23 protein-coding genes and 1 pseudogene are annotated in these 24,743 nt (G+C 64.5%); 12 read left to right on the forward strand and 12 right to left on the reverse strand.

Going from position 1 to position 24,743, the window contains the following annotated elements; genetic code table 11:
- Positions 1-5: 5 nt before the first annotated feature.
- The 11 genes from ESD82_RS16110 to ESD82_RS16155 form a co-directional block, all read right to left on the reverse strand.
- Positions 6-3,971, reverse strand: coding sequence for a baseplate multidomain protein megatron (locus ESD82_RS16110; protein WP_147427901.1), 3,966 nt, complete (start codon positions 3,969-3,971; stop codon positions 6-8).
- Between the two features lie 9 nt (positions 3,972-3,980).
- Positions 3,981-4,415, reverse strand: coding sequence for an NlpC/P60 family protein (locus tag ESD82_RS16115; RefSeq protein ID WP_147427900.1), 435 nt, complete (start codon positions 4,413-4,415; stop codon positions 3,981-3,983).
- Complete coding sequence (locus ESD82_RS16120; protein ID WP_147427899.1) at positions 4,412-5,296, reverse strand: DUF2163 domain-containing protein; 885 nt, start codon at positions 5,294-5,296, stop codon at positions 4,412-4,414. The genes ESD82_RS16115 and ESD82_RS16120 overlap by 4 nt, the downstream gene beginning before the upstream one ends.
- On the reverse strand, positions 5,293-5,502 hold the full coding sequence (locus ESD82_RS16125) for a hypothetical protein (RefSeq protein ID WP_119896236.1): 210 nt from the start codon (positions 5,500-5,502) through the stop codon (positions 5,293-5,295). Before ESD82_RS16125 ends, ESD82_RS16120 begins: the two co-directional genes overlap by 4 nt.
- Entirely contained in the window at positions 5,499-6,143 is a 645-nt protein-coding gene (locus ESD82_RS16130) for a lysozyme (protein ID WP_147427898.1), read from the reverse strand. The genes ESD82_RS16125 and ESD82_RS16130 overlap by 4 nt, the downstream gene beginning before the upstream one ends.
- 5 nt (positions 6,144-6,148) lie before the next feature.
- On the reverse strand, positions 6,149-6,280 hold the full coding sequence (locus ESD82_RS22475; RefSeq protein ID WP_269846609.1) for a hypothetical protein: 132 nt from the start codon (positions 6,278-6,280) through the stop codon (positions 6,149-6,151).
- The gene (locus ESD82_RS16135) at positions 6,273-6,623 is read right to left on the reverse strand and encodes a hypothetical protein (protein WP_058248933.1); all 351 of its coding nucleotides are present in this window, start codon (positions 6,621-6,623) and stop codon (positions 6,273-6,275) included. Before ESD82_RS16135 ends, ESD82_RS22475 begins: the two co-directional genes overlap by 8 nt.
- Entirely contained in the window at positions 6,620-7,246 is a 627-nt protein-coding gene (locus tag ESD82_RS16140) for a DUF2460 domain-containing protein (protein ID WP_147427897.1), read from the reverse strand. Before ESD82_RS16140 ends, ESD82_RS16135 begins: the two co-directional genes overlap by 4 nt.
- A gap of 3 nt (positions 7,247-7,249) precedes the next feature.
- Positions 7,250-9,685 (reverse strand): phage tail tape measure C-terminal domain-containing protein, encoded by a 2,436-nt coding sequence (locus tag ESD82_RS16145; protein WP_147427895.1) that lies wholly within the window; start codon positions 9,683-9,685, stop codon positions 7,250-7,252.
- Entirely contained in the window at positions 9,678-9,821 is a 144-nt protein-coding gene (locus tag ESD82_RS16150; RefSeq protein ID WP_244314530.1) for a DUF7697 family protein, read from the reverse strand. The genes ESD82_RS16145 and ESD82_RS16150 overlap by 8 nt, the downstream gene beginning before the upstream one ends.
- Positions 9,822-10,357: 536 nt before the next feature.
- Positions 10,358-11,115, reverse strand: a protein-coding gene (locus tag ESD82_RS16155; RefSeq protein ID WP_147427659.1) for an IS5-like element ISPso2 family transposase whose coding sequence is annotated in 2 segments (ribosomal slippage) — positions 10,358-10,791 and positions 10,791-11,115 — 759 coding nt in all. Because the reading frame shifts where the segments join, the coding sequence is not laid out codon by codon here.
- 290 nt (positions 11,116-11,405) lie between these two features.
- On the opposite strand from ESD82_RS16155, the gene ESD82_RS16160 reads away from it, so the two are divergent.
- The 4 genes from ESD82_RS16160 to ESD82_RS16175 all read left to right on the forward strand — a co-directional run bounded on the left by ESD82_RS16160 (position 11,406) and on the right by ESD82_RS16175 (position 17,813).
- Positions 11,406-13,412: an AAA family ATPase gene (locus ESD82_RS16160; RefSeq protein WP_147427891.1), complete on the forward strand. Its 2,007-nt coding sequence runs from the start codon at positions 11,406-11,408 to the stop codon at positions 13,410-13,412.
- A 39-nt stretch (positions 13,413-13,451) separates the two neighbouring features.
- Entirely contained in the window at positions 13,452-14,786 is a 1,335-nt protein-coding gene (locus ESD82_RS16165) for an SIR2 family protein (protein WP_208852060.1), read from the forward strand.
- Complete coding sequence (locus tag ESD82_RS16170) at positions 14,783-16,978, forward strand: ATP-binding protein (RefSeq protein ID WP_147427889.1); 2,196 nt, start codon at positions 14,783-14,785, stop codon at positions 16,976-16,978. Before ESD82_RS16165 ends, ESD82_RS16170 begins: the two co-directional genes overlap by 4 nt.
- 77 nt (positions 16,979-17,055) lie before the next feature.
- Positions 17,056-17,813, forward strand: a protein-coding gene (locus ESD82_RS16175; protein WP_147427659.1) for an IS5-like element ISPso2 family transposase whose coding sequence is annotated in 2 segments (ribosomal slippage) — positions 17,056-17,380 and positions 17,380-17,813 — 759 coding nt in all. Because the reading frame shifts where the segments join, the coding sequence is not laid out codon by codon here.
- Here the strand turns inward: ESD82_RS16175 and ESD82_RS16180 are convergent.
- Positions 17,801-18,100, reverse strand: a complete 300-nt coding sequence (locus tag ESD82_RS16180; protein ID WP_147427888.1) for a DNA -binding domain-containing protein — start codon at positions 18,098-18,100, stop codon at positions 17,801-17,803. The genes ESD82_RS16175 and ESD82_RS16180 overlap by 13 nt on opposite strands.
- Positions 18,101-18,563: 463 nt before the next feature.
- Here ESD82_RS16180 and ESD82_RS16185 point away from each other — a divergent pair, with 463 nt between their 5' ends.
- The 8 genes and pseudogenes from ESD82_RS16185 to ESD82_RS22020 all read left to right on the forward strand — a co-directional run bounded on the left by ESD82_RS16185 (position 18,564) and on the right by ESD82_RS22020 (position 24,697).
- On the forward strand, positions 18,564-18,833 hold the full coding sequence (locus ESD82_RS16185) for a helix-turn-helix transcriptional regulator (protein ID WP_147427886.1): 270 nt from the start codon (positions 18,564-18,566) through the stop codon (positions 18,831-18,833).
- Positions 18,834-19,910, forward strand: a complete 1,077-nt coding sequence (locus tag ESD82_RS16190; protein ID WP_147427884.1) for a replication initiator protein A — start codon at positions 18,834-18,836, stop codon at positions 19,908-19,910. It abuts the gene before it with no gap.
- A gap of 58 nt (positions 19,911-19,968) precedes the next feature.
- Positions 19,969-20,487: a DUF2840 domain-containing protein gene (locus tag ESD82_RS16195; RefSeq protein WP_147427883.1), complete on the forward strand. Its 519-nt coding sequence runs from the start codon at positions 19,969-19,971 to the stop codon at positions 20,485-20,487.
- On the forward strand, positions 20,484-21,029 hold the full coding sequence (locus tag ESD82_RS16200) for a S26 family signal peptidase (protein ID WP_147427882.1): 546 nt from the start codon (positions 20,484-20,486) through the stop codon (positions 21,027-21,029). Before ESD82_RS16195 ends, ESD82_RS16200 begins: the two co-directional genes overlap by 4 nt.
- A 35-nt stretch (positions 21,030-21,064) precedes the next feature.
- On the forward strand, positions 21,065-21,400 hold the full coding sequence (locus ESD82_RS16205) for a DUF736 domain-containing protein (protein WP_147427880.1): 336 nt from the start codon (positions 21,065-21,067) through the stop codon (positions 21,398-21,400).
- Positions 21,397-22,329 (forward strand): lytic transglycosylase domain-containing protein, encoded by a 933-nt coding sequence (locus tag ESD82_RS16210; protein ID WP_147427878.1) that lies wholly within the window; start codon positions 21,397-21,399, stop codon positions 22,327-22,329. The genes ESD82_RS16205 and ESD82_RS16210 overlap by 4 nt, the downstream gene beginning before the upstream one ends.
- Positions 22,330-22,789: 460 nt before the next feature.
- Positions 22,790-23,248, forward strand: a pseudogene (locus ESD82_RS22645) (hypothetical protein); the annotation flags it as partial.
- A gap of 327 nt (positions 23,249-23,575) precedes the next feature.
- Positions 23,576-24,697: a DUF3363 domain-containing protein gene (locus ESD82_RS22020; protein WP_244314601.1), complete on the forward strand. Its 1,122-nt coding sequence runs from the start codon at positions 23,576-23,578 to the stop codon at positions 24,695-24,697.
- Positions 24,698-24,743: the final 46 nt, after the last annotated feature.

The following is a 24,743-nucleotide window of genomic DNA, read 5'->3' on the forward strand; positions in this document are numbered from 1 at the left end:
TGGCCTCAGAACGTGAGCGTGATGGTCTCGGGCGCGCCCCGCCCCACGAGGGCGGAGAGCTGGGAGATGCGAATGGTGAGCGTGTCGCCAGGCCCGAGCGGCGCGCCCCAGTCGGCGGTCTGCTGGGCGGCGGTGTAGAGCGCGTTGGTGGCGCCCGTGCCGAGCACCCGCTTCACGGTGGCGCCGTCGAGGATCTCGACCTCGTAAGCTTCAACTTCCTCGGCGAGCGGCACTTCGACCGCGCCCCAGTTGTCGGCCGAGAGCACGCGGGACCGCCGCGTCCAGCGGATTGTAAGGTCGCCCAGTGTGCGCGGCGTGCGCCATGGCTGCTCCACATGGGCGACCGAGAACGGCCGCAGCCCCATGCCCACCGGTGTGAAGCTCTGCGCCACATAGGTGTCGTCGCTGACCGGGCGGCTGGCCGGGCCGATGCGCCAGTTCCACGGGATGCCGAGATCGGCCTCGGCGATCGGCAGCACGGCAAGGCTCTCGTCCAGCACCACGACCCGCGCGCCTGCCGGGGCCGGGTTGCCCATCGCCCCCTCGGTGCCGCGCTGGCCACGCAGGAGCCGGGTCAGGCGATAGCGACCAGGCGCCAACAGTTCGGCTGCACCCGCCTGGACGATCTCACAGAAACCCGGCGTGCTCTCCACCGCCAGCGCATTGGCGCCGCCGAACAGCGTCAGGTCGGTGACGCTTTCCAACGTGCCGGTCAGCAGATCGATCACCAGCGCATTGCCGAGGTCGAAGCGCGAGACCGGCCCCGCGTAGAAATCCGAGAACAGCGTCCCGATCCGGGCGCGGCTGCCAAAGCTGGTCAGCAGTTCGAAGCCATCGGCCGAAGGGCTGCGGAACACCGCCATCTCGCCGGGCCACGGCACGGCATGGGCTGCGATGAGCGGCCGATGCGCCGGCTGGTCCTCGGTCAATTGCGGCAGGTCCATCAGCACCGCATCCGGCGCGCCGAACACCACCGCCCGCGTCAGCGAGGCCGCGCGGGGATCGCCCGGCGGCAGATCGTAACTCGCGCGATCCTGGCGGACCGCCTCGATGCCGCGCGCCTCGGCGTCGGCGATGGAGACTAGCCGTAGGTCGACCAGCCGCCCGTCATGCACGAGCCGGATCGCGTCGGCCGGATCGAGCGCGAGACGCGAAGGCGGCAGACGGAACGCCGCTGTCTCGCGACCGACCCATGCTTCCATCAGCGCGCGGCGGCAGCGGCGCCCGGCCTCCTCGGGCGGCACCGCCATCGGGAAGGACTCGGAGGCAATCCGCGTCGTGTCGACGGTGATGCGCCGCGCCTCGACGAGGGCGGCGTCGTAATCCTCGTCGGCACGGGCCAGCTGCCATTTCAGGACCTGCGGCAGTTCGGTCTCCTGGCCGCGGGTCAGTTCGAGGACGTCGCCCTCACGGGCAGCGACCAGATCGTCGGGCGCGACGGTCGCGACGGAGGCCCGCCCGCGCATGACAAAGCGGATCACACCCTCGGTCTCGACAGCGTCGAAACCGAAATGGCGCGACAGCGTGGTGATCGAGGCGCGCGGGCTTTCCAGCGCCCCGATCACATAGCCTTCGACCGCGCCCCAGAGGCCGGAGACGTCGATGCGGGATTCCGGCATGCTTGCCCGCAGACAGAGGTGGCGGACGAGCGCGGCCAGCGACACAGCGCCAAGCCGTCCGGTCAGCCAGTGGCCGAGCCGCCAGTTCGCGCCGTCGGTCCAGACGTCGGTCAGCGCCGGAAAGAACGGATAGGGCCGCGCGTCCCAGGTCCAGGCGGCGCATTCGGGGACATGCACCATCCGGCCGCCATAGACCGACGAGATCGGGTTGTTCGCGGGCTTGCCCCACCAGAGATAGCTCGCCTCGAGATAGGCGCGCTGGATCGCGTCGTCGCGCCAGCCGCGCGAGAAATGCGGCGTGAAGCTCTCGGAAGACTTCGGGTCGAAGAAGACATTGGGCTGGTTGGTACCGCGGTCGATGGCCGGGCAGCCGAGCTCGGTGAACCAGACGGGCTTCGACTGCGGTGCCCATGCGGTCGGCGTCGCGCTCTCCACGCCGCCCTGGCGGCTATAGTGCGCGTTCGACCACCAGGCGCGCAGGTCCTTGTAGCGGAACACCCACGGCTTTCCGGCGGCGCCGTCGGTGATCGGAGTCCGCAGCTGCGCGGTACGGTCGGCGGCGCTGGCGTAGAACCAGTCGAAGCCCTCGCCACCGGCGATATTCGCCTGCAGGTAGGCCCGGTCGTGGATCGCGGGCCAGCCCTCGGCCGCGTCGGCATGCTCGAATCCGTCCCGCCAGTCCGACAGCGGCATGTAGTTGTCGATACCGATGAAGTCGATCTCGGGATCCGCCCAGAGCGGATCGAGGTGGAAGAACACGTCGCCGCTGCCATCGCCCGGCTGGTGCCCGAAATACTCAGACCAGTCGGCAGCATAGCCGATCTTTGTCCCGGCCCCGAGAATGCTGCGCACATCGCCAAGAAGATCCCGATAGGCCTGCACCGCGGGGTAGCTGCTGGCCCCGGAGCGGATGGTGGTCAGCCCCGGCATCTCGGTGCCGATGAGGAAAGCATCGACCCCGCCCGCCACCGTGCAAAGATGGGCGTAGTGCAGCACCATGCGGCGCAGACCCCAGTCTCCGGATGGCCCGGTCCATGAAACCGACTGACCCGAGACCGCAAAACTCGTGGGCGCCGCCGCGCCGAAGAGCGTCGAAACCTGCGTAGCGGCGGTGGCTGTCTTGTCCACGGTTCCGGCGAAGCCCGCCGCAGGTGAACAGGTGATCCGTCCTCGCCAGGGGAAAGCGGGCTGACCCGTCTCGGCGGCGTTGTCGGACCAGGGGTTCGGCAGGTTGTTCCCGGGCGGGACATCCATCAGGATGAACGGATAGAAGGTGACGCGCAGCCCGCGCGCCTTCATCTCCTGGATCGCCTGCACCACGGCGAAGTCGGACGGCGTGCCGCCATAGACGGGGCGATTCTGATCATCGCGGCTGACGAGAAAGGCATTGGCGCGGCCGACGCCATTGACCGACCAGCTGCGCGGCGTGGTGGATTTTGCCGATACCTCGACGCCCGGCCGCACCTTGCAGGTGCCCGCGCGCAGGTCGTCACCGAACCAGGCGACGACGAGGCTGACACTCTCGACCGCCGGGGCCATCGCCTGCAGCCGGTCGAGCGCCACCACCATGTCCGCCTCGTCCGGCAGCGCGTTCAGGTTCTCAGATACCGTCGCGCCGCCATCGGTCTTGCGGATCGCCTGAGTGGCATAGGTGAACTCGCCCGAGGCGGGGATCATGGTGACGGCGCGGGTCAGCCCCTCGGCGGTGTCGGGATCGGCAAGCGGCCGGAATACCTCGAAAGAGAGCTGCGGCAGGCGGTTGCCGTAGCTGGAGAGCGGCAGTTCCTCGAAAACCACATAGGCCGTGCCGCGATAGGCCGGCGTGTTCGCCGCGCCCATCTTCGCGGCGATGAACGGATCGGCCGCCTGCGCCTCGTCGCCCGGATACCAGCGCCAGGTCACGCCGGTCAGGTCCATCGGCTTGCCGTCGGCCCAGATGCGGCCGATGCCGGTGATCTGCCCCTCGCAGAGCGCCACGGCAAAGCTTGCATAGTACAGATATTCGGTCGTCTTGACCTTGCCGCCCCCGCCGCCCTTGCCGCCACCCTGCGTGGTGGTCTTCGTCTCCTCGCGGAAATCGGTGGCCCAGATGATGTTGCCGCCGATCCGCATCCGGCCATAGAGCCGCGGGATCACGGCCCCCTCGGTGGAGGATGTGATGCGCAAGCTGTCGAGCCGCGCCCCTTCGATCCGCTGCGTCGGCGCGAGCGAGGAAACGATCCAGCTGTCGACAACCGAGCCGATGGTGGAGCCGATGAAGCCGCCGATGGTCGCCGCACTGACACCGAGGATCGCGCCACCGATCGAACCGCCAATGGCGGCACCGGCGGCGCCGAGAATGAGGGTGGCCATGTCGTGGTCTCAGCGTTGCGGAAACAGGAAGACGAAGGCGATGCGCCGCCGCCAGGCTTGGGTCAGCGGCTCCTCGATCACGCCGAGTCGCTCGTAGGCATGGAGGAAGGTGTCGGGGCCAGTCAGGATCCCGACATGCTTTGCGATGGCGCGCGACCTCATCCGAAAGAGAACCAGCGCACTGGGACCGGCATCGGCCGGGGCGATCTCCGGCATCATGCGCCGCGCGCTTTCGGCCAGCACCTCGCGCGGACCGGTCTCGCCCCAGTCCCGACTGTAGGGCGGGATCGGGAATGGCTCGGGGCCCACGACTTCGCGCCAGACACCCCGGGCGAGACCAAGGCAGTCGCAGCCGACGCCCTTGAGGCTCGCCTGGTCGTGATACGGCGTGCCGAGCCACGACCGTGCCGCCGCGATGACCTTGTCGGGATCGGCGGTGTTCACAGCACACCTCCGTCGTGACCACCGTCCTTGGTGGCATAGCGCAGCACGGCATCCTGGCCGGGGATGTGCGGGAAGCCGCGGAAACTGGCGCTGTTCGCGAACTTCGCGCCGCAGGTCTCGATCCGCTTGTCGCAGCCCGCGCGGATGGTGAAACCGTCGTCCTCGCTGATGGCCCGCACCGGGGCCTCCAGCAGGGTCAGCACGGCGATGCCATCCGTAAGGTCATGGACCAACACCTCGGTGCGCCGCCCAGCGTTTGCGCCGGAGGTCCAGTCCAGCGTCCCGAATGTGAACCAGCCCGCCTCGAAGCCGCCGAGACCGGAGGCGGTGAACGCGCGATCCCGCAGCAGATCGACCGCAGCACCCGCTCCCTTGAAGGCCGGGTCCTCCAGATCGACGCCACAGCGCGCATCGCCGAGCGCCGCGTCGCAACTCGCCTGGAATGTCCGCCCGACCGTCTGGCCCAGCACGTGCGCAAGCGAGCGCACCTCCGCCACGAAGGCGAGCCGCCCCCGCCGGATCTGGCCGATGGCCCCGCGCCGCATCAGCACGCGCTGCGCGGTGTCGGCCCAGTTCACCCGCCAGACCTCGACCGCCGCGTTGTCCCAACGGCCATCGAGGATGTCGGTCTCGGTGATGCGGTCCGAAGTCAGCACGCCTTCGGCGTCCTGCGCATCGACCGACAGGTCGGAACCCGAGCGCACCTCGGAGGCCGTCAGCCCGCTCTCGGGTTCGAAATCGGTGTCGTCGAAGCTGAGCGTCCGGTCGTGATCGGTGAAGCCGAAGGTGACACCATCGGCCCGCGTGATCCGCCAGCACCAGGCGAGCGTGGTCGTGCCCTCGTCGAGATGGGCCTGCAGAGCGGGCGAGAGGGATTTCACTTCCGCCCCCAGCCGCGAAGCAACGCCAGAGAGGCCAGTGCGGACGAGACGACACCGCCGCCAGCGCCGGTCAGGGCGTAGAGGTTGAAGGGCCTCAGGTCGAAGGTGCCGGTTGCCAGATCGAAATCAGCCAGCCCGGCCATCGCCAGACCAGAGGCTGCCAGACAGGCAAGGTAGATCAGCCCACGCGCGAGGTTCCAGTTCATGACGTTGCCTTTCCTTTGAAATGGTCCAACAGCCTCCGCCACCAAGACGGAGCGAAAATGGTTTGCGTCGGCACCGGCACGCTTGCGGGATGCAGCAGCGCCAGCGCCTCGCCCTCGGTCAGACGCCGGATCGGTTTCGAGAAATCGACCCGGCCGTTGCGGTCGACCGACCAGACGGGGATCGTTCCGGCGGGATAGCGGCCCGTGGCGAAGAGATCGCGTTCTGCCTCGCGGCGCGGGCGGATCGCGGCGGGTTTGAGCCAACCCATGAAGGCTGTTGCCGCAGCTGCCCGGTCGCCCGCGTTCAGGTGCCGGGTCAGCGCCGCCTTGGCGATGCCGCCCGTGTTGTAGTGAAACGAGACCAGCGCATCGAATTCGTGCGGTTCGAGCGGCACCTTCACGGCACGCAGGACGGCGGCCTCGTAGCGCGTGAGATCGGCGCGGAATACCCGGAACGCCTCGCGGATCCCGGCATCGAGATCAACGGGCATGCCGCGCGGCATTGTGGCGGGATCGGGCAGACCGGCTGCGGCCGTGTGGCCGATGCCGGAGGTCCAGACCTGTTTCACATCCGTGTAGGGTCCGGGCACGATGCCTTCGTGCCGGACGAGGGCCAGCAGCCCCCGGTCAGTCATCTGCATGGAAATCACCCCAGAAGCGAGAGGATCAGGATCAGCGCGGCGATGGCGATGCCGACGCCCAGCCGGTGGCGGAAGGCCTGGCCGGGATCGGACGGGTCGCAGCGCAGGGAGCGCGCGAGGCGGAGAAGGTCATGCATCGCCATCGCCTTTCCCGGCATGGCGCAGACGGGCGAGCAGCACCTCGATGAAGGCGGGACCGAAGACGCCGACCAGATAGGCCGCCGATCCGGCCGCGCCCCCGGCCGGGATCGCCTCGGGCGGCAGGCCGAGCCAACGGGTGATGATCGCCATCGACAGGCTGCCCATCCCGGCCGCGATCAGACCGCCAAGCAGGATGTGGCGTAGCGCATCGCGCAGCCGCATCTTCGTCGTCAGCGCATTGGTCGCCCCCCCGAGCGCGCCCCAGGCGGCGAGGATCACCGCCGTGGAGGCGAGCAGTTCCTTCAGCGCTGCCGCCAGAAATCCGGTTTCGTCGTTCATCGTCGGATCTCCAGAAGCGGGATGGAGGTGATCGAGCCCAGCCGCTCGAGGTCGAGCGTCACGTCGAGCACGTCGGTGTCGAAGCGGACCGGGACATCGAACTCGAAGCCTGCGGTGACCGCGACGCCAGCGCTCGGCGGGGTGGTGAAGGTGATGACGCCGGTCGTGGTATCGACGGACCAGCCAGACGCCTGCGGTGCGCCATTCAGGGCGATGGTGACCGAGCCCGCGACCGGCTTGGTGATGGTCCGCACCCACGACTGGCTGCCCGAGGCGTATCGCTTCACCAGCTGGAAGGCGGTCGTCGCGCCATTGCCGGTGCCGATCGCCTGGTCGGTCGGCGAAGGCGTGCCCGAGGGAAGGCAGGATTTGTGATCGCCCCAGTCCTTGAACCGGAAGCCATGGAGGCGACCGTTCCGCGTCTCGAAGAAGGCAACCACGGCGGCTAGATCGTCGGCCCGGCGGATACCGTAGGCCACGTCGTAGCGACGGCGCGAATTGGCCCAGCTGGCGTTGCGCTCTTCGTCGCCCGAGGCAAGTTCGACGATCTGGGTGCGCCGTTCGGGCCCGCCGCGCGCGCCTCGGCTGATGTTGTCCGGGAACCGGACCTCATGGAACGCCATGGGTTACATCCCCCGGCGCCCGAGCGAGACCGCCCGGGCGATGTCGGCCGCGACCTGCGTGCGGGATTGCCGGAAACTCTCGGCGTCGCGGGCCATGATGGTGACGTAGATCCCACCGCCCGTGCCGTAGCTCTGCGCATCTCGCCGGGAGAGCACGCGTTCGCCGCGCTGCAGGATCGCAGGCACCTCATCATGGCGAAGCCCCACCGCACCGCCCGAATGCATCCGGGGTGCGGCGGCGAAGGCCATGGCCGGGACCATGCGCGAGGGGCCGGACGATCCGACGATGCCGCCTGCGTGCAGGATATTGGCGAAGATCCCGCCCGCGCCGCCAAGCGCGCCCGAGAGCGCGTTGGCGATGGGACCGAGGATGAACCGCCGCGCCGCGAGCTTGGCGAGATCGGCGATGAGCGAGGTCACCAGATCGCGGAAGTTCAGCTTGCCGGTCTTCACGAACTCTCCCACCGCGTCCTCGGCCGACTGGAAGGCGCTGACGAGGCTCTGGCCGATATCGCCGCCAATCTCCCGAGCCCGGCTGGCATAGTCCGAGAGCGCCGCCGTCACGGCCTGCCATCCGGTCAGCGCGCGCTCCGCCCCGTCTCCAGCAGCGGTTCCGGCATCGCGGGCAGCACCTCCGGCGCCATTGGCCGCGGCAGCGGTGTCGTCGAGCCCGGCCGCCAGTGCATCGGCGGAGGTCGCGGCATCTGTCAGCGCGGTCCCAGCTTCCGTGCCGGACCCGGTCACGGCATCCTTCAGCGCCTGCCAGGCGGCAAGCGGCCGGGTCGCGGCATCGGTCAGCATACCCGCAGCCTCGCGATAGGCATCGGCCCGGGCACGCGCGTCATCCGCCATGGCACCGAGCCCGAGATCGGGCGGTGCGATATAGGTCCGGGCGAGCGCGTCTGAGAACGCATCGGCCGCTGCCGTACCGGCCGCCGTCGCGGCCCCCTCGAATGGGTTGTCGATCCGGCTCAGGTCCACTGCGTCGAGCGTGCCGATCCGCACGCCGCCTTCGCCGACCGCCCATTCGGGCAGCAGGGCCAGCGCGGCGTTCAGCGTTTCGATAAAGCTGTTGATGCGCGTGACGACGCCGTTCAGCATCGCCTCGACCCCGCCGATCAGCCCGTTTGCGGCCTGGTAGGTGAAGTCGCCGATGGTGCCCGGCAGGCTGCCCCAGATCGCCACCGCACCGTCATACGCGCCCTGGAAGATTGCCACAGTGCGGTCGCCGAACCCCACAACGCCCGCGACGGTGCCGTCGAGCGCCGAGAGCGCGGCGGCCCTTAGCCCCTGCCACCCGGCCGCCATGCGGGCCAGCGCGGCATCGAGCGCGAGCCCGATGCGCGACCAGACCTCGGAGGCCAGATCGGAGAGCAGCCGGAAGGCTTCGCCGACCCCGCCCACGCGGGCGACGAATTGGGACAGCTGATAGATCAGCTCGCCCACACCGACGATCAGCGCACCGATGCCGGTGCGAATCAGCGCCCCGCGCAGGACGACGAGCGCGGTGGCGAACCCACGCACCGACAGCGCGGCGGCGGCCAGCCCGGCGACCCAGCGGCCCGCGAGGAAGGTCGCGAAGGTCACGGCATAGGTGGTCAGGCGGCCGATGTTGTCGAAAAGCCCTCGGATTGCGATGCCGAGCGGACCGGTACGGCTGGCAATGGCGGCCATGGCGTTTGCGATCGCCTCGAGCGCGGGTGCCGCGGCGACGGCAAGCTGGTTCGACAGCCCCCGCCAGATCAGCCCAAGCCGGGAGAAGGCATCGTTCGTGCGCTCGATCTGGTCGGCGTCCTGTTCGGAAACGACGACGCCGAAGGCAAGCACGTCCTCGGTCGCCTTGCGCAGTGTCGCGGTGTCGATGCGCGACATGGCGATGGAGCCTTCCTCGCCAAAAAGCTGACCCGCGACGGCAGCACGCTCGGCGGCAGGCACGAAATTCTCGATGGCGGCGTTGATCGCGCCGACGCGCTGGTCCAGCGGCAGCGCGATCAGGTCGTTGGCCGAAAGACCCAGCCGGTCGAGCGCGTCGGCCGCGGGACCGCTCCCGGCGGCCGCCTGGCTGAGACGGCGGGTCAGGTCCTTGGTGGCCTGCTCGATCCCGGACATGGACACGCCCGCCAGCTCGCCCGCGCGTTCCAGGGTCTGTATCGAGGCGACGGTGGTGCCGAGCGACTGCGCGAGTTTCGCCTGCGCATCGACGGTCTGGAGGCCCGACCGGATCATCGCCACGCCAGCGGCGGCAGCCGCTGCCACGGCAGCTGCGGCGGCCACACGCACCCGGCGCGAGAAGGCGGCGAGCCGGGCGTTGGCCGCCTCCATCTCCCGGCTGAGCCGACCGAAGCCTCGGGCACCGGCTTCGCCGACGCCTTCCAGTTCGGCGCGCACCTGCCGACCACCGACCGCCGCTAGGCGGACGCTGACGCGTTTTTCAGCCATTGGGGCGTTCCATCTGTTCGTTGAGTTTGGCCACCATCGCCGCTTCGATGATGGGCAGCAGTTCGGCCGCAGCGAGCGGCCGCACGCCGAGGGCGTCGCCAAGGGCGAGCGCCGCCGACATATCCCAGCCGATCACCGCGCCGGGCAGAACCCGGAGTTGGCCGCCGAGGCGGCCGACCAGGTCCCAGACCTGCCAGCCCTCATAGGTCAGCGGCCGGTTTAGCCGCGCCGGGCAGTCCGGGCACGTCGTTTGGCAGGCGTCGCAATATCGATCGCCCCCGCCGAAGGACCATTCGGCGAGAGCGCGGAGGCGTTTTTTTCCTGTTCCAGCACGCCACTGGCATCGAAGTGCTCAGGTGCACGTTCGAAAACTCAATCGTTTCAGATCTTTGAAAGCTATTCACCAAATCCGCGCAGTCATCAGGTCCGGAGAATATCCCGCCTGAGAGACCGCTTCCGGACGGCCCGGCAGCGGGGGCAGTGCTCAGCCCCACCCGCATAACCCTCGAAAACAACGGAAAAATCCGGCCGGGGCCGGATGGGGAGAACGCTTTCGCGAGGGCAAGTGGCGGGCCGAAGCCGACGAAACAGAGAACTACACCTACGCCATAGCCCTCCAAAATGACCTATAAGGCTTTGGCTGCTTGGGCTCCGCGCCCCTAGGGTCAGGATTCATAACCAATAGATGACGAGAGCCGCGAGGGCGATGGCTGAGAGGAACACCTTGGGGCATCGGTCATAGCGGGTCGCGACGCGCCTCCAGTCCTTGAGCCTGCCGAACATGATCTCGATGCGGTTACGCCGCTTGTATCTCCGCTTATCGTATTTGATCGGCGTCTTGCGTTTCTTCCGGCCTGGGATGCAGGCACGTATCCCCTTGTCCTGCAACGCTTCTCTGAACCAGTCAGCGTCATAGCCACGATCCCCGAGTAGCCATTTGACGTTTGGCAGACCACTCAGCAGGGCCCGAGCGCCGATATAATCGCTGACCTGTCCAGCGGTGACGAACAGGTCGATCGGTCGCCCCTGACTGTCGCAGATGGCGTGCAGCTTGGTGTTCATACCGCCTTTGGTTCGACCGATCAGGCGACCACGCCCCCCTTTTTGGCGGCCATGCTGGTCGCCGTTCGATGGGCCTTGAGGTATGTTGCGTCGATCATCACGGTCGTTTTCTCGCCGTGTTCCGCCGCCAGCCCGGCCATCATCCGCGCGAAGATGCCCTTTTCGCTCCAACGCTTCCACCGGCTGTAGAGCGTCTTATGTGGGCCATACGAGGCGGGCGCATCGCGCCAACGCAAGCCATTGCGATTGATGAAAATAATCCCGCTCAGCACCCGTCTGTCATCAACCCGGGGCTTCCCGTGCGACCTGGGAAAGAAGGGAGCCAGGCGCGCCATCTGCGCGTCGGTCAGCCAGAAGAGATCGCTCATGTCACCGCTCCGTTTTCGGAGGCGTGAATCACGCAGCGCAACAGAAATCAATGCATCCTGACCCTAGAACACCTCGTTCGATGTTTATCGCCGTACTTGAGGACCGTTTGCGGTTTCTAGCTGATGGCTCGGGAGCATCCCATCGCTCTTCAGTTTGTGGACGCTATGCTAAAGCCAGTCCGATGGAGGCGGTCCTGCCGTGACCGCTTCGTCGATGGTCCGGATGCTACGTACTGTATTGAGGCCGGATCACGAACAGCCTATCCTCTTGCCTCAGGGGGAGGCGTCGAATGCAGCTCAAGTCTTTTCGCGTAAGGAATTTTCGATCCATCAACGATAGCGGTGAAGTTGATGTTTCTCGTATTACGGCGTTACTAGGTCGAAACGAGAGCGGCAAGTCGAACGTCTTGCGGGCGCTTCATAGTCTAAACCCAGCAGACGGCTTCAAGGCGCTCAATCCCATCAAGGATTTTCCGAGACATCGTAAGCTTTCAGAATGCAACGACCACACCCCGGTTGTCGACTCCACATGGCAATTGAGCGAGTACGAACAGCGCCGCCTAGCTGAGATTTGGCCGGCCGCTGAAGGCGTGACTGAAGTCACAGTTGGCCGTCGATATGGTGACAAGCGTTATGTTGGCATCGACGCACCAGAAGCGACTTTCGATCTAGCCGCGATCAAGGCCGACGCGCGTAAGATTGACGCGGCGGTGAAGGCGAAAGCGTCGAAGTTGCCGGACGATGCAAAGGCCGAGTTGAAGCGTGCTTCAGACGCATTCGTTGCCGCTATCGGTGCCGGAGCTACCGCCGTAAAATGGGCCTCAACGGCAACCTCGGCGCTTGCCGCGCTTCGGCAGGCGCTTGCAGCGGCCGATACTGAGCTTACCGACGCCCAAGACCAGAAAATCGTCGCGCTGGAAGAAATGGCCGAAGCCATCCCCGGAAACGAGGAAGCGCACACAAAGGCTCGCAACTGGATTATCGAACGCCTACCGAAGTTCATGTATCTTGAAGACTATCCAGAAATAGAAGGCCATCAAGATATTTCTCAATTCCTCAAACGTAAGACCGAAGCACAGCAGACCGCGGCCGACATAAACTTTGAAAAGCTTTGCAAGGTCGCTGGTCTTAGCCCTGAAAAGCTCCACGAACTGTCGCAAAGCAACGGCCAAGAGACGCGCGGACAGTTGGCTAACCGCGCTGGTGCCGTCGTCACGACCGCTATTCGCAAGCGGTGGAAAGACCGCGAACTAAAGGTTCGCTTCAATCTAGATGCGCACCATTTCGATACGCTGATCTCCGACCCAAACAGCACATATGATGTTGAGGTGAACCTTGACGAACGGAGCCGTGGGTTTCAATGGTTCTTCGCGTTCTACATTGTGTTCGCGGCAGACACGGAAGACGGGGATGCGGACGGCGCGATTTTGCTTCTGGATGAACCCGGCCTATATCTTCACGCGAGGTCACAGGCCGATTTGCTTCGCCACCTAGAAGACGATTTCTCCAACCAAATCGTCTACACAACGCATTCGCCGTTCATGGTCCCAACGCACCAGTTGGATTGGGTGCGGACGGTTAACATCGCCGAAGACGACGGCACGACCGTCTCCAACGACCCGAATGGAGACGCCCGCACATTGTTTCCTCTGCAAGCTGCGCTTGGATACGACCTTGCCCAAAGCCTGTTCGTCGGGCCGAACAACTTGGTCGTTGAGGGCGTCACCGATTTTTGGATTCTGTCGGCAGTTTCTGCGTATCTGAACGACCAAGGTAAAGTCGGCCTTGATGAACGGCTGACCATAACGCCAGCCGGAGGCGCGCAAAAAGTCCACTACATGGTAGCGCTGCTAACGTCGGAACGACTGAAGGTCTTGGTTCTCTTTGATGAGGAAAAAGACGCGAAGGCAACACGAGACGATTTGGTCAAGGGCAAACTTATCCGGTCCGATAACGTAGTGTTCGCCAGCGAAGCCTTTGAAACACCACCCGCTGAATCTGATATTGAAGATATATTGGACCCGGCGGTTTACGAAGCCCTTGTGCGCGAAACTTATGCAAAGGAACTGAAGGGCAAGAAGTTAGAGCTTAATACCCATATTCCTCGCATAGCCCGTCGCTTCGAAGCGGCATTCGAAGCGCTCTCGATTGGCTTTCATAAAACACGACCGACAAGGCTGTTCCTGCAAAAAATGGCGGACGACCCGTCATCGGTCTTGCCAGCGGCAATTGAAAGTCGGTTCGAACGCTTGTTCAAAGCGATTAACAGTGCTCTCGAAAAACACCTTTCAAGGTAGTCACGCGTCAGAGCGTTTAGGATGTGTTCGGGGGGAAACATGAATCTGGATGACGGGCATGCGTATCGCGTCGGGAGCCATTCCGAATCATGGAGCGATCTGCCTGCGGGTGACGACGAGCTAGATAAATTCATCGCGTCAGCGCGAAAGCGGATCGAACCTTGGTTATCCGCTGTTTTTCAGGCCGAACATTTGAATCTTTTGATAGGTAGCGGCTTCACGACCGCCGTGGGATATATAGCCGGAGTCAATGCCACAAGCATGGGGAAGGTTGTATTCGGGAGCGAGTTCGACAAGCAGATCGACGACTTCTCTGCGAATGAGGCGGCACGCATGGGGCGTGGTTCGGCCAATATCGAGGATCAGTTCCGGGCAGCCCTTTCGGTTTATGAGGGGTTGAAGATCATCAATCCGGCTAAAGCCGCCACCCTTAAATCCGCGATGGATGTACAACTCCGTAATTTCCTTGAATCACTTCTCAAAACTGAAGCCGGGCTGATCAGCGGCGATCCGGCAAAGCGAGTCATTGCAGAAGGGGCAGTTCAGTCGTTCCTACTCAGCTTCGCCAGTCGCGCGGCTTCGCGCGAGAGGCTTCATGTCTTCACTACGAACTACGACAGGTTGATTGAGCACGGTTGCGACCTCGCCGGGCTTCGTATTATCGACCGTTTTGTTGGAGCGCTCACGCCTGTTTTCCGGTCAGCCCGCGTCGAGGTTGATGTGCATTACAACCCGCCGGGCATTCGCGGGGAACCACGCTTCATGGAAGGCGTCATCCGCCTGACCAAACTTCATGGTTCTCTCGACTGGCTATTCAGCACGACAGAACGGAAGATTTTGCGGAAGGGCATACCCTTTGGTGCCCCTACCGATCACACCGATCTGCCCAAAAACCCGGTCGATACGGTGATGATCTATCCGAACCCGGCGAAGGATGTCGAAACGACACAGTATCCGTACGCTGAGTTGTTTCGTGATTTTGCCGCCGCAACGTGCAGGCCCAACGCGGTTGTCGTCACTTACGGCTATGGCTTCGGGGACGATCACATCAACCGCGTGTTGCTCGACATGCTGACGATCCCATCAACCCATCTCGTGGTGCTCGCCTACTCGGCGGATGACCGCTTGAAAGGCTTTCTTTCACGGATTCGCGAGGCGCAGGTATCGCTGTTGATCGGTCCCCATTTCGGCGATCTCACAACATTGATTGAAAACTATCTCCCGAAACCAACGCTTGATTACATCACCGGGCGCATGACCGAACTCTTGAAGCACCGCCCGCCAGAGCATCCGTCCGCACCAGACGCTGCTGCTGCTGCTGCTGCGGCCACCGATGAGTTCGACGAATTGTTAGGCGGCGGAACAACAGCATGACCACGCCCATAGAGTCCATTGCTGGCTTGGTTATCGGCGCGGTTGAGTCTGTCTCGCCTGATGAAATCCGCATCCTGCTCGAATTGGATGCACCCCAGGCAACGGCGCTGAACACAGGAACACCTGCCGCATTTCCTCGCCTCAATGGCTATGTCCTTATTCCTAACGAGGCCGGCGCGACGGTCGCCTACATATCATGGATCGGGATAGAGCGGTCGCCCTATCCCAAACGGTCGGGCTTGAAAGATTTCGGTCTGATCGACCTCCCGTTTCCACTGCGAAAGATGTGCGTCTCGCCTGTCGGTACACTCACGTCTCGGCGGGACCGAGCATCGAAGCAGACAGTGTATGAACTGTCGCGCGGCGTCGCCGCGTTTCCGTCAGTGGGCGATCAGGTACTCATGCCGACGCCTGAACAGGTCGAGGCTATCGTTGGTGCGAAGGAGTCGGATCGGCGTGTCCGTATCGGGACTTCGGCCCTTGCATCGAGCGCCGAGATCAAGGTCGATCCCGACAAGCTGTTCGGCAGACATCTCGCCGTGCTCGGCAACACGGGCAGCGGCAAGTCCTGTACGGTTGCCGGGCTGCTCCGCTGGTCGCTCGACGCGGGAGCAAAAGCGATGAGTGACGCGGGCCGAAAAGGCCATCCGAACGCGCGCTTCATCGTTCTTGATCCCAATGGCGAATATGCCAAAGCCTTTGCGGATCGAAAAGATCAGCTCCGTCTGTTCCGAGTCCCACCAGTCGTTGGATCTGAAAGAGAACTGGATGTTCCGGCATGGCTTTGGAGCGGCCATGAATGGACTGCCGTTGCCTATGCCCAGCCGGGCGCTCAACGTCCGCTTCTGTTGCGCGGGATACGAGAACTGAAGAGCGGCCATCATGAAGATGTACCGCGAGAAGCCACCATCAAGCGGCATCTGCTTGTTTCAAGTGGCCGCATTACCGCTATGCTCAATATGGGAAGCACCGCCTTCGCCGGAGCGGTCGGTCCCCGGTTTGATTGCGCGCGCTTGCTGGGCGGCATCGGCGAGGATTCCGCGCATTTTGCGGCATCGGTCGACGACCCAGCGATGACGCTGCTGCAAACGCTTTCTGCAACAATCACTGAGATTGTTGACTCCCGGCGATCGGGACCGACCTATTTCAATGACTTCTTGGTCAGCGATCTTGAGTCGGCCCGTGACGCCATCGCTGTTGTTACAGACGCCCTACCGGATATTGTCGGCGCAGCCGCCGCAATCAGTGAAGACGCTCCTGTTCCCTTCGATGTCTCACTGCTTGCCGAACATCTGGATCATCTGGCTGCCGAGCAAGGCGGAAATTTCGCAGCATTCATTAGCACGCTTGGCCTTCGTATTCGCAGCATGCTCGCGGATCAACGGCTTGGAAGCGTCATTGGGAAGGCACCGCCAACCAGTTTTGAGGAATGGCTAAAAAGTTACATCGGTGATGACGGCGCACGCAATGGCCCACTAGCTGTCGTCGACCTCTCCTTGGTCCCCTCCGAGGTCGTGCATGTCGTTGTGGCCGTGCTGGCGCGGGTGATTTTTGAATCTCTGCAACGCTATCGGCGGCTCCATGCAGAGGGGCTATCACTGCCCACAGTCCTCGTGCTGGAAGAAGCGCACACATTCATTCGACGCGGCAAGGACGACGATGGCCCAGCGTCCAGTCCTAACCAGCTCTGCCGGGAAATTTTCGAGCGCATTGCCCGCGAGGGTCGCAAATTCGGCCTAGGTCTGGTGCTGTCGTCGCAGCGACCATCAGAGCTTTCGCCGACCGTTCTGGCTCAGTGCAACACCTTCATTCTCCATCGTATAGTCAACGATTCCGACCAAAACCTTGTCGCGCGTCTTGTACCAGACAACGTGGGTGGGTTACTGCGCGATCTACCCAGCTTGCCATCAAAACAGGCGATCCTGCTGGGATGGGCGACGCCTATTCCCGTGCTGGTCGAGATCGACGAGTTGGCAAAGGAGCATCAGCCCCAATCTGCCGACCCTGATTTTTGGGATGTTTGGACAGGTGCCAACAAGCGCGAAGTTGATTGGCATCAGATCGCCGGGCACTGGACAGCCCCTATCGAAGGTGACGCTCAAAGTATGGAACCGCCAACAGCATCTACCGAGGGTGCGGTTCCCATGGACAATTCCAGTTCTCCCGATCTGGATGACGAAATTCCTTTCTGAGGACTGAGACTTAGGGTCAGGATGCATTGATTTCTGTTGCGCTGCGTGATTCACGCCTCCGAAAACGGAGCGGTGACATGAGCGATCTCTTCTGGCTGACCGACGCGCAGATGGCGCGCCTGGCTCCCTTCTTTCCCAGGTCGCACGGGAAGCCCCGGGTTGATGACAGACGGGTGCTGAGCGGGATTATTTTCATCAATCGCAATGGCTTGCGTTGGCGCGATGCGCCCGCCTCGTATGGCCCACATAAGACGCTCTACAGCCGGTGGAAGCGTTGGAGCGAAAAGGGCATCTTCGCGCGGATGATGGCCGGGCTGGCGGCGGAACACGGCGAGAAAACGACCGTGATGATCGACGCAACATACCTCAAGGCCCATCGAACGGCGACCAGCATGGCCGCCAAAAAGGGGGGCGTGGTCGCCTGATCGGTCGAACCAAAGGCGGTATGAACACCAAGCTGCACGCCATCTGCGACAGTCAGGGGCGACCGATCGACCTGTTCGTCACCGCTGGACAGGTCAGCGATTATATCGGCGCTCGGGCCCTGCTGAGTGGTCTGCCAAACGTCAAATGGCTACTCGGGGATCGTGGCTATGACGCTGACTGGTTCAGAGAAGCGTTGCAGGACAAGGGGATACGTGCCTGCATCCCAGGCCGGAAGAAACGCAAGACGCCGATCAAATACGATAAGCGGAGATACAAGCGGCGTAACCGCATCGAGATCATGTTCGGCAGGCTCAAGGACTGGAGGCGCGTCGCGACCCGCTATGACCGATGCCCCAAGGTGTTCCTCTCAGCCATCGCCCTCGCGGCTCTCGTCATCTATTGGTTATGAATCCTGACCCTAGACGCCGCCTGTTCCAGAATCTTCCGATAGCCCTCACGCGATAGCCATTGCGCGCGTTCGAGATGGCTTTGCCAGCAACGGCGGGTGCGAAGTTTATCGGCGACCGGATCACGGTGCAGCACGATCCGCGCGACTTCCTTCCAGTCCGCCCCCTCGGCCTTGGCGTCGAGCAGCCGAAGATAGGTCACGAAATGCCGTTCGTCATAGACGGTTATGGTATCGCCGGTCGGCGCTTCATCATCCACACCGGGATCGAGTTCGACGGGAACCCGCATAGTCATTCCCCGTATCCGAGAGAGCTTTGTCTGCGGTGCGCCCCCGCAAACGATTCTCTCTGACTCTTGGTGATCGGGGAGTTCGAAACCGCTGTTACACGGCCCCATGGCCTTTAGCTCGGAAAGCCTGTTGTATACGCCACAGGCTCCCCGACCATAGGTCAAGGAGTGCGGTGCCGTAACGGCCGGCACCAAACGGTAACAGAGGGGTTTCGACGCCCCGGAGCAGCGCGTCTGCTCCACTCACATTATTAGCCGAACCGCGTGGGAATGTCTCTGGCTTTTCGGCGCGGCAGGCAGCGAGCCCCTGAAATCCCTCACCTATTAGCGGCGCACCGCCCAAAGGGGGGTGCCGCCAACGCATAGGCGCAAATGCGGCACGCTACGCGCCGCCGATCCCTCGCCATGGTTCGCCACAGTCCGCTGCCGCCCCCGGCAGCCCAATCCCGACTGGAGGTGATCCATGCCCAACCCGCTTGCGGGCCTGCCGCCGCGCCTGTTGCGCACCAAGGAGGCCGCGCGCTTCCTCGGCATATCCATCCGCACCCTTGAGAAGCATCGCACCTACGGCACCGGCCCGACCTATCGCAAGGTCGGTGGCCGCGTCCTCTACACCGTCCGCGATCTGGAGGACTGGAGCGCGGTCGGCGAACGTAAATCCACCCGCGACAAGACCGCCGGCATCGTCTTTCCGGCGCGTCCGCTCACACCCGAAGAACGGGACGAGTGCTAGATGCTGCGCGAGGACGATCACGCCCCCGCACCGCCGAACGACGACAGCGAGCGCAGCCGCCTAGACCCCTTCGTGGTTGCCACGGGCGATGCGCCGCCGCGCGATCAGCGTGACTTGATGGAACGGCCGTTCTTCTCGCTGGCAAAGACCCCGCGCACCAAGCCGATTCTCTACAAGGCCGCCGATATAGAGGTGCAGGTGTTCGGGATGCCCGAACACGGCATGGCGACCATCTGGGATGCCGATGTGCTGATATGGGCGGCCTCGCAGATCGTCGCGGCCGAGAACAACGGCCTCACCACGTCGCGCTTCTTCCGGTTCACGCCCTACTATCTGTTGCGTGCCATCGGGCGGCCGACCGGCAATCACCAATACCGGCTTTTGAAAGCCGCGTTGGCGCGGCTGCAATCGACCGTCATCGCCACCACCATCCGCAACGGCCCGCATTGGCGTCGCCGGCAATTCTCGTGGATTAACGAGTGGGAGGAAATGACGACGCGCGCCGGGCGCGTCGAGGGCATGGAATTCGTCCTGCCCGAATGGTTCTACAACAGCGTCATCGACCGTTCGCTGGTCCTGACCATCGACCCTGCCTATTTCCGGCTGACTGGCGGCATCGAGCGATGGCTTTACCGCGTCGCCAGAAAGCACGCCGGGCACCAGCGCCACGGCTGGATTTTCGAGGTCGCGCACCTTCACCAGAAATCCGGCAGCCTCGCCCGGCCGTCCGACTTCGCGCTTGACCTGCGCCGCATCGCGGCCCGCCAGCAGCTCCCCGGCTACCTGCTCCAGATCGAGCGGGAAGACGGCCGCGAGCTGCTGCGCATCCGCCCCGAAAACCTGTCAACAGGCACTGTTGATAACCCTGTTAATGCCATCGGCAGATCAGGCGCACGGGGTATCGGCAGATCAGGCGCATCACTATCGGCAGATCAGGCGCACGAACCGCAGCTAACGCTTTGGCCTGAAACGCGGAATCCGACCGCTAACTTATCTAACAGAGAATCTAACTCTTTTTCTTTGACGCGCGCGCAGGCGAAGCGTGGTGCCGGTTCTGCCCGAAGGGGCGAGCCATGACGGCCGCGCTCGACGCGCTGCGCCCGCGCAGCCCCCAGCACATCACCGGAGACGAACAATGACCCGTCGCGCCCACCGCAGCGCGCACGGCCGTCCGCTGCCGGACGGGCCTGCGCCCTTCACAACATTGGTCGAGCTGACCTTCGAGAAACGCAAGGTCGAGCACTGGATACGCTTCGGCCGCAAGAGCTACGAGCAGATCATCGACCGCCGCCGCAGCGTCGTCGGCTTCGCGCCGGGCAGCGTCTTTGCCTTCGTGCGATGGGCAAAAGGCGAGCACGGCACTGTCGTTTCGCGCATCGACATTGTGCGCGCCATCGGTCGCGGCGAGCCGTTCCAGACATTGCCGTTCGTGCGCCCCGGCGGCGAAATCCTGTTGCGCCTCGACGGCTGGCCGAAGGTGCAGCGTGCGCTTGTCGCTATCGACGCCGTGGATGCGCTCGGCCTCGATCCGGCCGACGCCTCTCCGGAGCATTGGCGGCACGTCCATAACCGTTTGACCGCCAATCTGGAGCCGCACGCCTACACCCCCGAGCGACATGCCGCTTGGCTTCATCGCCGGAGGATCGACCCATGACACGCCGCCGCACCCTCACGGTGACGGCGCTGGCGGTGCTCGGCATCGCCGCTGCCAGCGCGGTCGAGACGCCGCCGAAACTGATCTGGAACGCCACGGCCAGCGCGCCCCTCGGCTTCTACACCGTCGAACCGGCCGAGCGGATCGACGTGCCCGAGCTGGTCGCCGTCATGCCGCCCGAACCGCTCGCCGCTTTCATGGTCGAGCGCGGCTATATCGCACGAGGCGTCTCGCTCTTGAAGCGCGTCTTGGGCCTGCCCGGACAGCGGGTTTGCCGCGCTGGCCGCACGATCACGGTGAACGGGATCGAGATGGGCGAGGCGCTGGAGCGCGACAGCTTCGGCCGCGATCTGCCCATCTGGCAGGGCTGCCGCGTCATCGGCGACGACCAGCTTTTCCTCATGAACTGGGAAGTCCGCGACAGCCTCGACGGCCGGTATTTCGGACCCATCCCCGCAGTTTCCGTCATCGGCCGAGCGGTCCCGCTCTGGACCGATGAGGAAGGCGTCGGCCGCTACGAGTGGCGCGCGCCGACCCACTGAACCACCCCCCGAAAATCAACCGCAGGAGATTTCCCATGGCAGAGATAGGCACCTTCACCCGCACCGAAACCGGCTACGCCGGGAAGCTTCATTCGTTCGGCCTCCGTGACAAGCTGTTCATCGTCCCGGCCAAGCCGAGCGACGTGAAAAACGCGCCCGACTATCGCGCGCGCCTCGATAGCGACGACGGCCCGGATGCCGGCCCCGCATGGAAAGACTCCAGCGAGAACGCTGGCGAGTTCGTGTCGATGCGATTGGAGGGGCCAATCTTCCCGTCCCCGATCCGCGCCAAACTGTTCCAGTCCAACGACGATCCTTCGGTCTGGACCCTGCGTTGGAAGCACGCCCGGAAGATCGAGGATGAGGAATGACGGCCGCGCGCGTCCGGCCTGTCATCCGGTCCAAGATCGGCATCCCTTTGTTCGCGGGAAAACCGTCTCATCCCTTCGTCCCGCTCGGCGACCAGACGGCCGGCGCGCGCAGCGAAGGTCAGGGGCGGCCATCGGCCGGCGCTTGCGCCTCGCCCTTGACCGCAGCGAGCACGATGGCAGACTGGCGGCGAAGCGGAGACAGGCAGGCATGGCGTTGTGCCGTCCTGCTGCTGGCGGGGGCGCTTTCCGTCTGCATCGGATCGAGCGTCGCTGTCGCACAATCCGCGTCGGTCGAGCGCCCGGCCGCCGCCCATCCCTATGCAGCCCATATCGCCGAGGCGTCGCAGCGTTTCGGCATCCCCGAGCACTGGATTCGCGCCGTGCTGCGCGCCGAGAGCGCGGGCGATGTGCGCGCGGTTTCGTCGGCCGGGGCGATTGGATTGATGCAGGTGATGCCCGACACATGGGCGGGCCTGCGCGCCCGCTATCGTCTCGGCCGCGATCCCTACGCTCCGCGCGACAACATCCTCGCCGGCACCGCCTACCTGCGCGAGATGTTCGACCGATACGGCAATGTCGGCGCGATGCTGGCGGCCTACAATGCCGGTCCCGGCCGCTACGACGAGCACCGCGCGACGGGCCGACCTCTTCCCGCTGAGACACGCGCCTATGTCGCCGCGCTCGCCCCGATCCTTGGCGGCGCGGCTGCAACCGAACCGCCGTCATCCGCACCGCCACCCCCGCCCGATTGGCGCGCGGCACCGCTGTTCGTCATGCGGTCGGGCGACGCGCGGCCTGCCGCCGCGCCGCCGTCCGAGGCGCAATCCGCCGACGGCCGCGCTGCCGTTCCGGCGCGCGATCCCGTCGATGCAGAGTCGCAGGGCGACAGCATTTTCGTGGCGAGCGCCAGCGACGGGGGAACGCCATGAGGGCGGCGTTCCCGCGCTCGGCGGCGCTAATTTCGGCATCCGGTCGGGCAGGTTTGCGCCCGGCAGGATTCCCGGCAGGAGGGGCAGAAAAGACAGAAAGGGCGGAGGGCAAGATTAAAGAAGACGGCACCATATCGGGCCGCTTCTGGAAATTATTGTTGTCTGCACACTGTTTAGATGGCCGGTTCCGGCACCATGGTTTTGAGGGGCGGCGTGCCGCGATTTCGCGCAAAGCCTTGGCTTTGCAGGGTTTCGAGCGGCACCATAGGCCCATATCGGCCGTTTTCCGGCGGTTTTGGCTGGAGTCGTGCCATTGAGCGCCGACGACGAAAACCGCTTCCGTCCGAAGCCCGGCCGCATCCGATCCGACACGCCCAAGGCCGGCAAGACCAAAAGCTTTTTCACGCAGGTCAGGAAAATCACCCGGCAGCATCAGGCAACGGCCTCCCGCGATCCTTCCATGCCGTCATCCGTTCGCCCGTCATCGCCGGGCCGTTCCCGCGCCGTGGTCGCCAGCGGCAAGGGCGTGAAGCGCGGCCGGGGCGCGAGCTTCGTGCGCGCCCGCAATATCTCCGGCCATTGGCATCATCGCCAGCCCGGCAGTCGCCGCGTGATCGTCAAGCAGCGCAGCGTCCGGGCCGCGTGGAAGGGCGGCCGCGCCCGCGCGCATCTGCGCTATGTCCAGCGCGACGGCACGTCACGCGATGGCGAGCGCGGCCAGCTCTATTCGGCGACCGAGGACCGCGCCGATGGCGACGCCTTCCTTGATCGCGGTAAGGACGACCGCCACCAGTTCAGATTCATCGTCTCGCCAGAGGACAGCGCGGAGCTATCGGACCTCACGGCCTACACCCGCGATTTCATGAAGCAGGTGGAAGCCGACCTCGGAGCGAAACTCGATTGGGTTGCCGTCAATCACTACAATACCGGCCATCCCCATGTGCATGTGATCGTCAACGGCCGCGACGATACCGGCGGGGATCTGGTCATCAATGGCGACTACCTTTCCGCCGGCCTGCGCGAGCGCGCCAGCGAGCTTGCCAGTCTCGAACTCGGCCCCGTCACCGAGATCGAGCAGACCCGCAAGCTGTCGGCCGAAATCGACCAAGACCGTTTCACCCGGATCGACCGCGCCATGGTCGAGGAAGCCGATGCCCGTTTCCTCGACCTGCGCCATGAACCGGCAGAGCCGAAGCGGCAGTTCGAGCGGACGCTGCGCCTGCGCCGTCTCGGCAAGCTGGAGAAGATGGGGCTGGCGACCGAGCACGCGCCCGGCGTTTGGGAATTGAGCAAGGACATGGAGCCGGCCCTGCGCGAGTTGGGCGAACGGGGCGACATTATCCGCACCATGCAGAAGGCGCTCGGCCCGCAGGGCGGCGAACGCGATCCCATGAGCTTCCAAATCCATGACGGTGCGCCAGAGACGTCCATCGTCGGCCGCGTCGTGGACAAGCACCTGTCCGACGAGCTGGGCGAGAACCTGACAATCGTGGTGGACGGGATCGACGGGCGGACGCACCACATCGCCGGCATCGCGCCCGAGCGGCTGGAGGACGCTCGCATGGGCAGCATCATCCAGATCGGACCGGCCGAGGTGGCAACCCGGCCGTCCGACCGCACCATCACCGCAATCGCAGAAGACGGCATCTATCGGCCGAGCCGCCATCTGGAACAGGCCAAATTCGAGGGCCGCGTTCCGGGCGGCGACTATGAGGGCTATGTCGATGCCCATGTGCGCCGGCTGGAGGCGCTGCGCCGGGCCGGGATCGTCGAGCGGATTGACGCCGACCAATGGCGCATCCCCGATGATCTGGTCAGCCGCGCCGCCGCTTATGACGCCGGCCGCGACCGGCAGGCCAGCGTTCGTGTCCTGTCCCCGGTCGATCTAGGTAAGCAGATCGGATCGGATGGCGCGACATGGCTGGACCGGCGATTGGTCCATGGCGAAACCGCCGACCTTGCGTCGACCGGCTTCGGTCAGCAGGTGCGCGAGGCGATGGACCAGCGCCGCGAGCATCACATCGAACAGAGCGACGCCACCCGAGCGCGGAACGGCCGCATGTTCTACCGCCGCAATCTTCTCCCCACCCTACTCGAGCGCGAGGTTGCCCGTGTCGGTGCGGAGATGGCAGAAAGCAAGGCGCTACCGTTCCGGGCCGCCGCGGACGGCGAGAACGTTAGCGGCAAGTTCACTGGCACCGTGCAGCTATCGAGCGGCAAGTTCGCCGTGATCGAGAAATCCCATGAGTTTACCCTTGTCCCATGGCGGCCCGTCATCGACCGCCAACTCGGTCGCGAGGTCATCGGCGTCGTGCAGGGCGGATCGGTATCGTGGCAGTTGGGAAGGCAGAGGGGGATTTCGCTGTAACGAGGAAGCGAGAGCCGGATAAGTGACGGCGCATCCGTGCCATTAT

The organism is Paracoccus pantotrophus (assembly GCF_008824185.1).
In the GTDB taxonomy this organism is placed as follows: Bacteria; Pseudomonadota; Alphaproteobacteria; order Rhodobacterales; family Rhodobacteraceae; genus Paracoccus; species Paracoccus pantotrophus.

Coding starts and splice junctions, on each gene's coding strand:
- ESD82_RS16110 (WP_147427901.1), bottom strand. CDS start 3,971: ATGGCCACCCTCATTCTCGGCGCCGCCGGTGCCGCCATTGGCGGTTCG.
- ESD82_RS16125 (WP_119896236.1), bottom strand. CDS start 5,502: ATGAACTGGAACCTCGCGCGTGGGCTGATCTACCTTGCCTGTCTGGCA.
- ESD82_RS16130 (WP_147427898.1), bottom strand. CDS start 6,143: ATGCAGATGACTGACCGGGGGCTGCTGGCCCTCGTCCGGCACGAAGGC.
- ESD82_RS22475 (WP_269846609.1), bottom strand. CDS start 6,280: ATGCATGACCTTCTCCGCCTCGCGCGCTCCCTGCGCTGCGACCCGTCC.
- ESD82_RS16135 (WP_058248933.1), bottom strand. CDS start 6,623: ATGAACGACGAAACCGGATTTCTGGCGGCAGCGCTGAAGGAACTGCTC.
- ESD82_RS16140 (WP_147427897.1), bottom strand. CDS start 7,246: ATGGCGTTCCATGAGGTCCGGTTCCCGGACAACATCAGCCGAGGCGCG.
- ESD82_RS16145 (WP_147427895.1), bottom strand. CDS start 9,685: ATGGCTGAAAAACGCGTCAGCGTCCGCCTAGCGGCGGTCGGTGGTCGG.
- ESD82_RS16160 (WP_147427891.1), top strand. CDS start 11,406: ATGCAGCTCAAGTCTTTTCGCGTAAGGAATTTTCGATCCATCAACGAT.
- ESD82_RS16165 (WP_208852060.1), top strand. CDS start 13,452: ATGAATCTGGATGACGGGCATGCGTATCGCGTCGGGAGCCATTCCGAA.
- ESD82_RS16170 (WP_147427889.1), top strand. CDS start 14,783: ATGACCACGCCCATAGAGTCCATTGCTGGCTTGGTTATCGGCGCGGTT.
- ESD82_RS16180 (WP_147427888.1), bottom strand. CDS start 18,100: ATGCGGGTTCCCGTCGAACTCGATCCCGGTGTGGATGATGAAGCGCCG.
- ESD82_RS16185 (WP_147427886.1), top strand. CDS start 18,564: ATGCCCAACCCGCTTGCGGGCCTGCCGCCGCGCCTGTTGCGCACCAAG.
- ESD82_RS16190 (WP_147427884.1), top strand. CDS start 18,834: ATGCTGCGCGAGGACGATCACGCCCCCGCACCGCCGAACGACGACAGC.
- ESD82_RS16195 (WP_147427883.1), top strand. CDS start 19,969: ATGACCCGTCGCGCCCACCGCAGCGCGCACGGCCGTCCGCTGCCGGAC.
- ESD82_RS16200 (WP_147427882.1), top strand. CDS start 20,484: ATGACACGCCGCCGCACCCTCACGGTGACGGCGCTGGCGGTGCTCGGC.
- ESD82_RS16205 (WP_147427880.1), top strand. CDS start 21,065: ATGGCAGAGATAGGCACCTTCACCCGCACCGAAACCGGCTACGCCGGG.
- ESD82_RS16210 (WP_147427878.1), top strand. CDS start 21,397: ATGACGGCCGCGCGCGTCCGGCCTGTCATCCGGTCCAAGATCGGCATC.
- ESD82_RS22020 (WP_244314601.1), top strand. CDS start 23,576: ATGGGGCTGGCGACCGAGCACGCGCCCGGCGTTTGGGAATTGAGCAAG.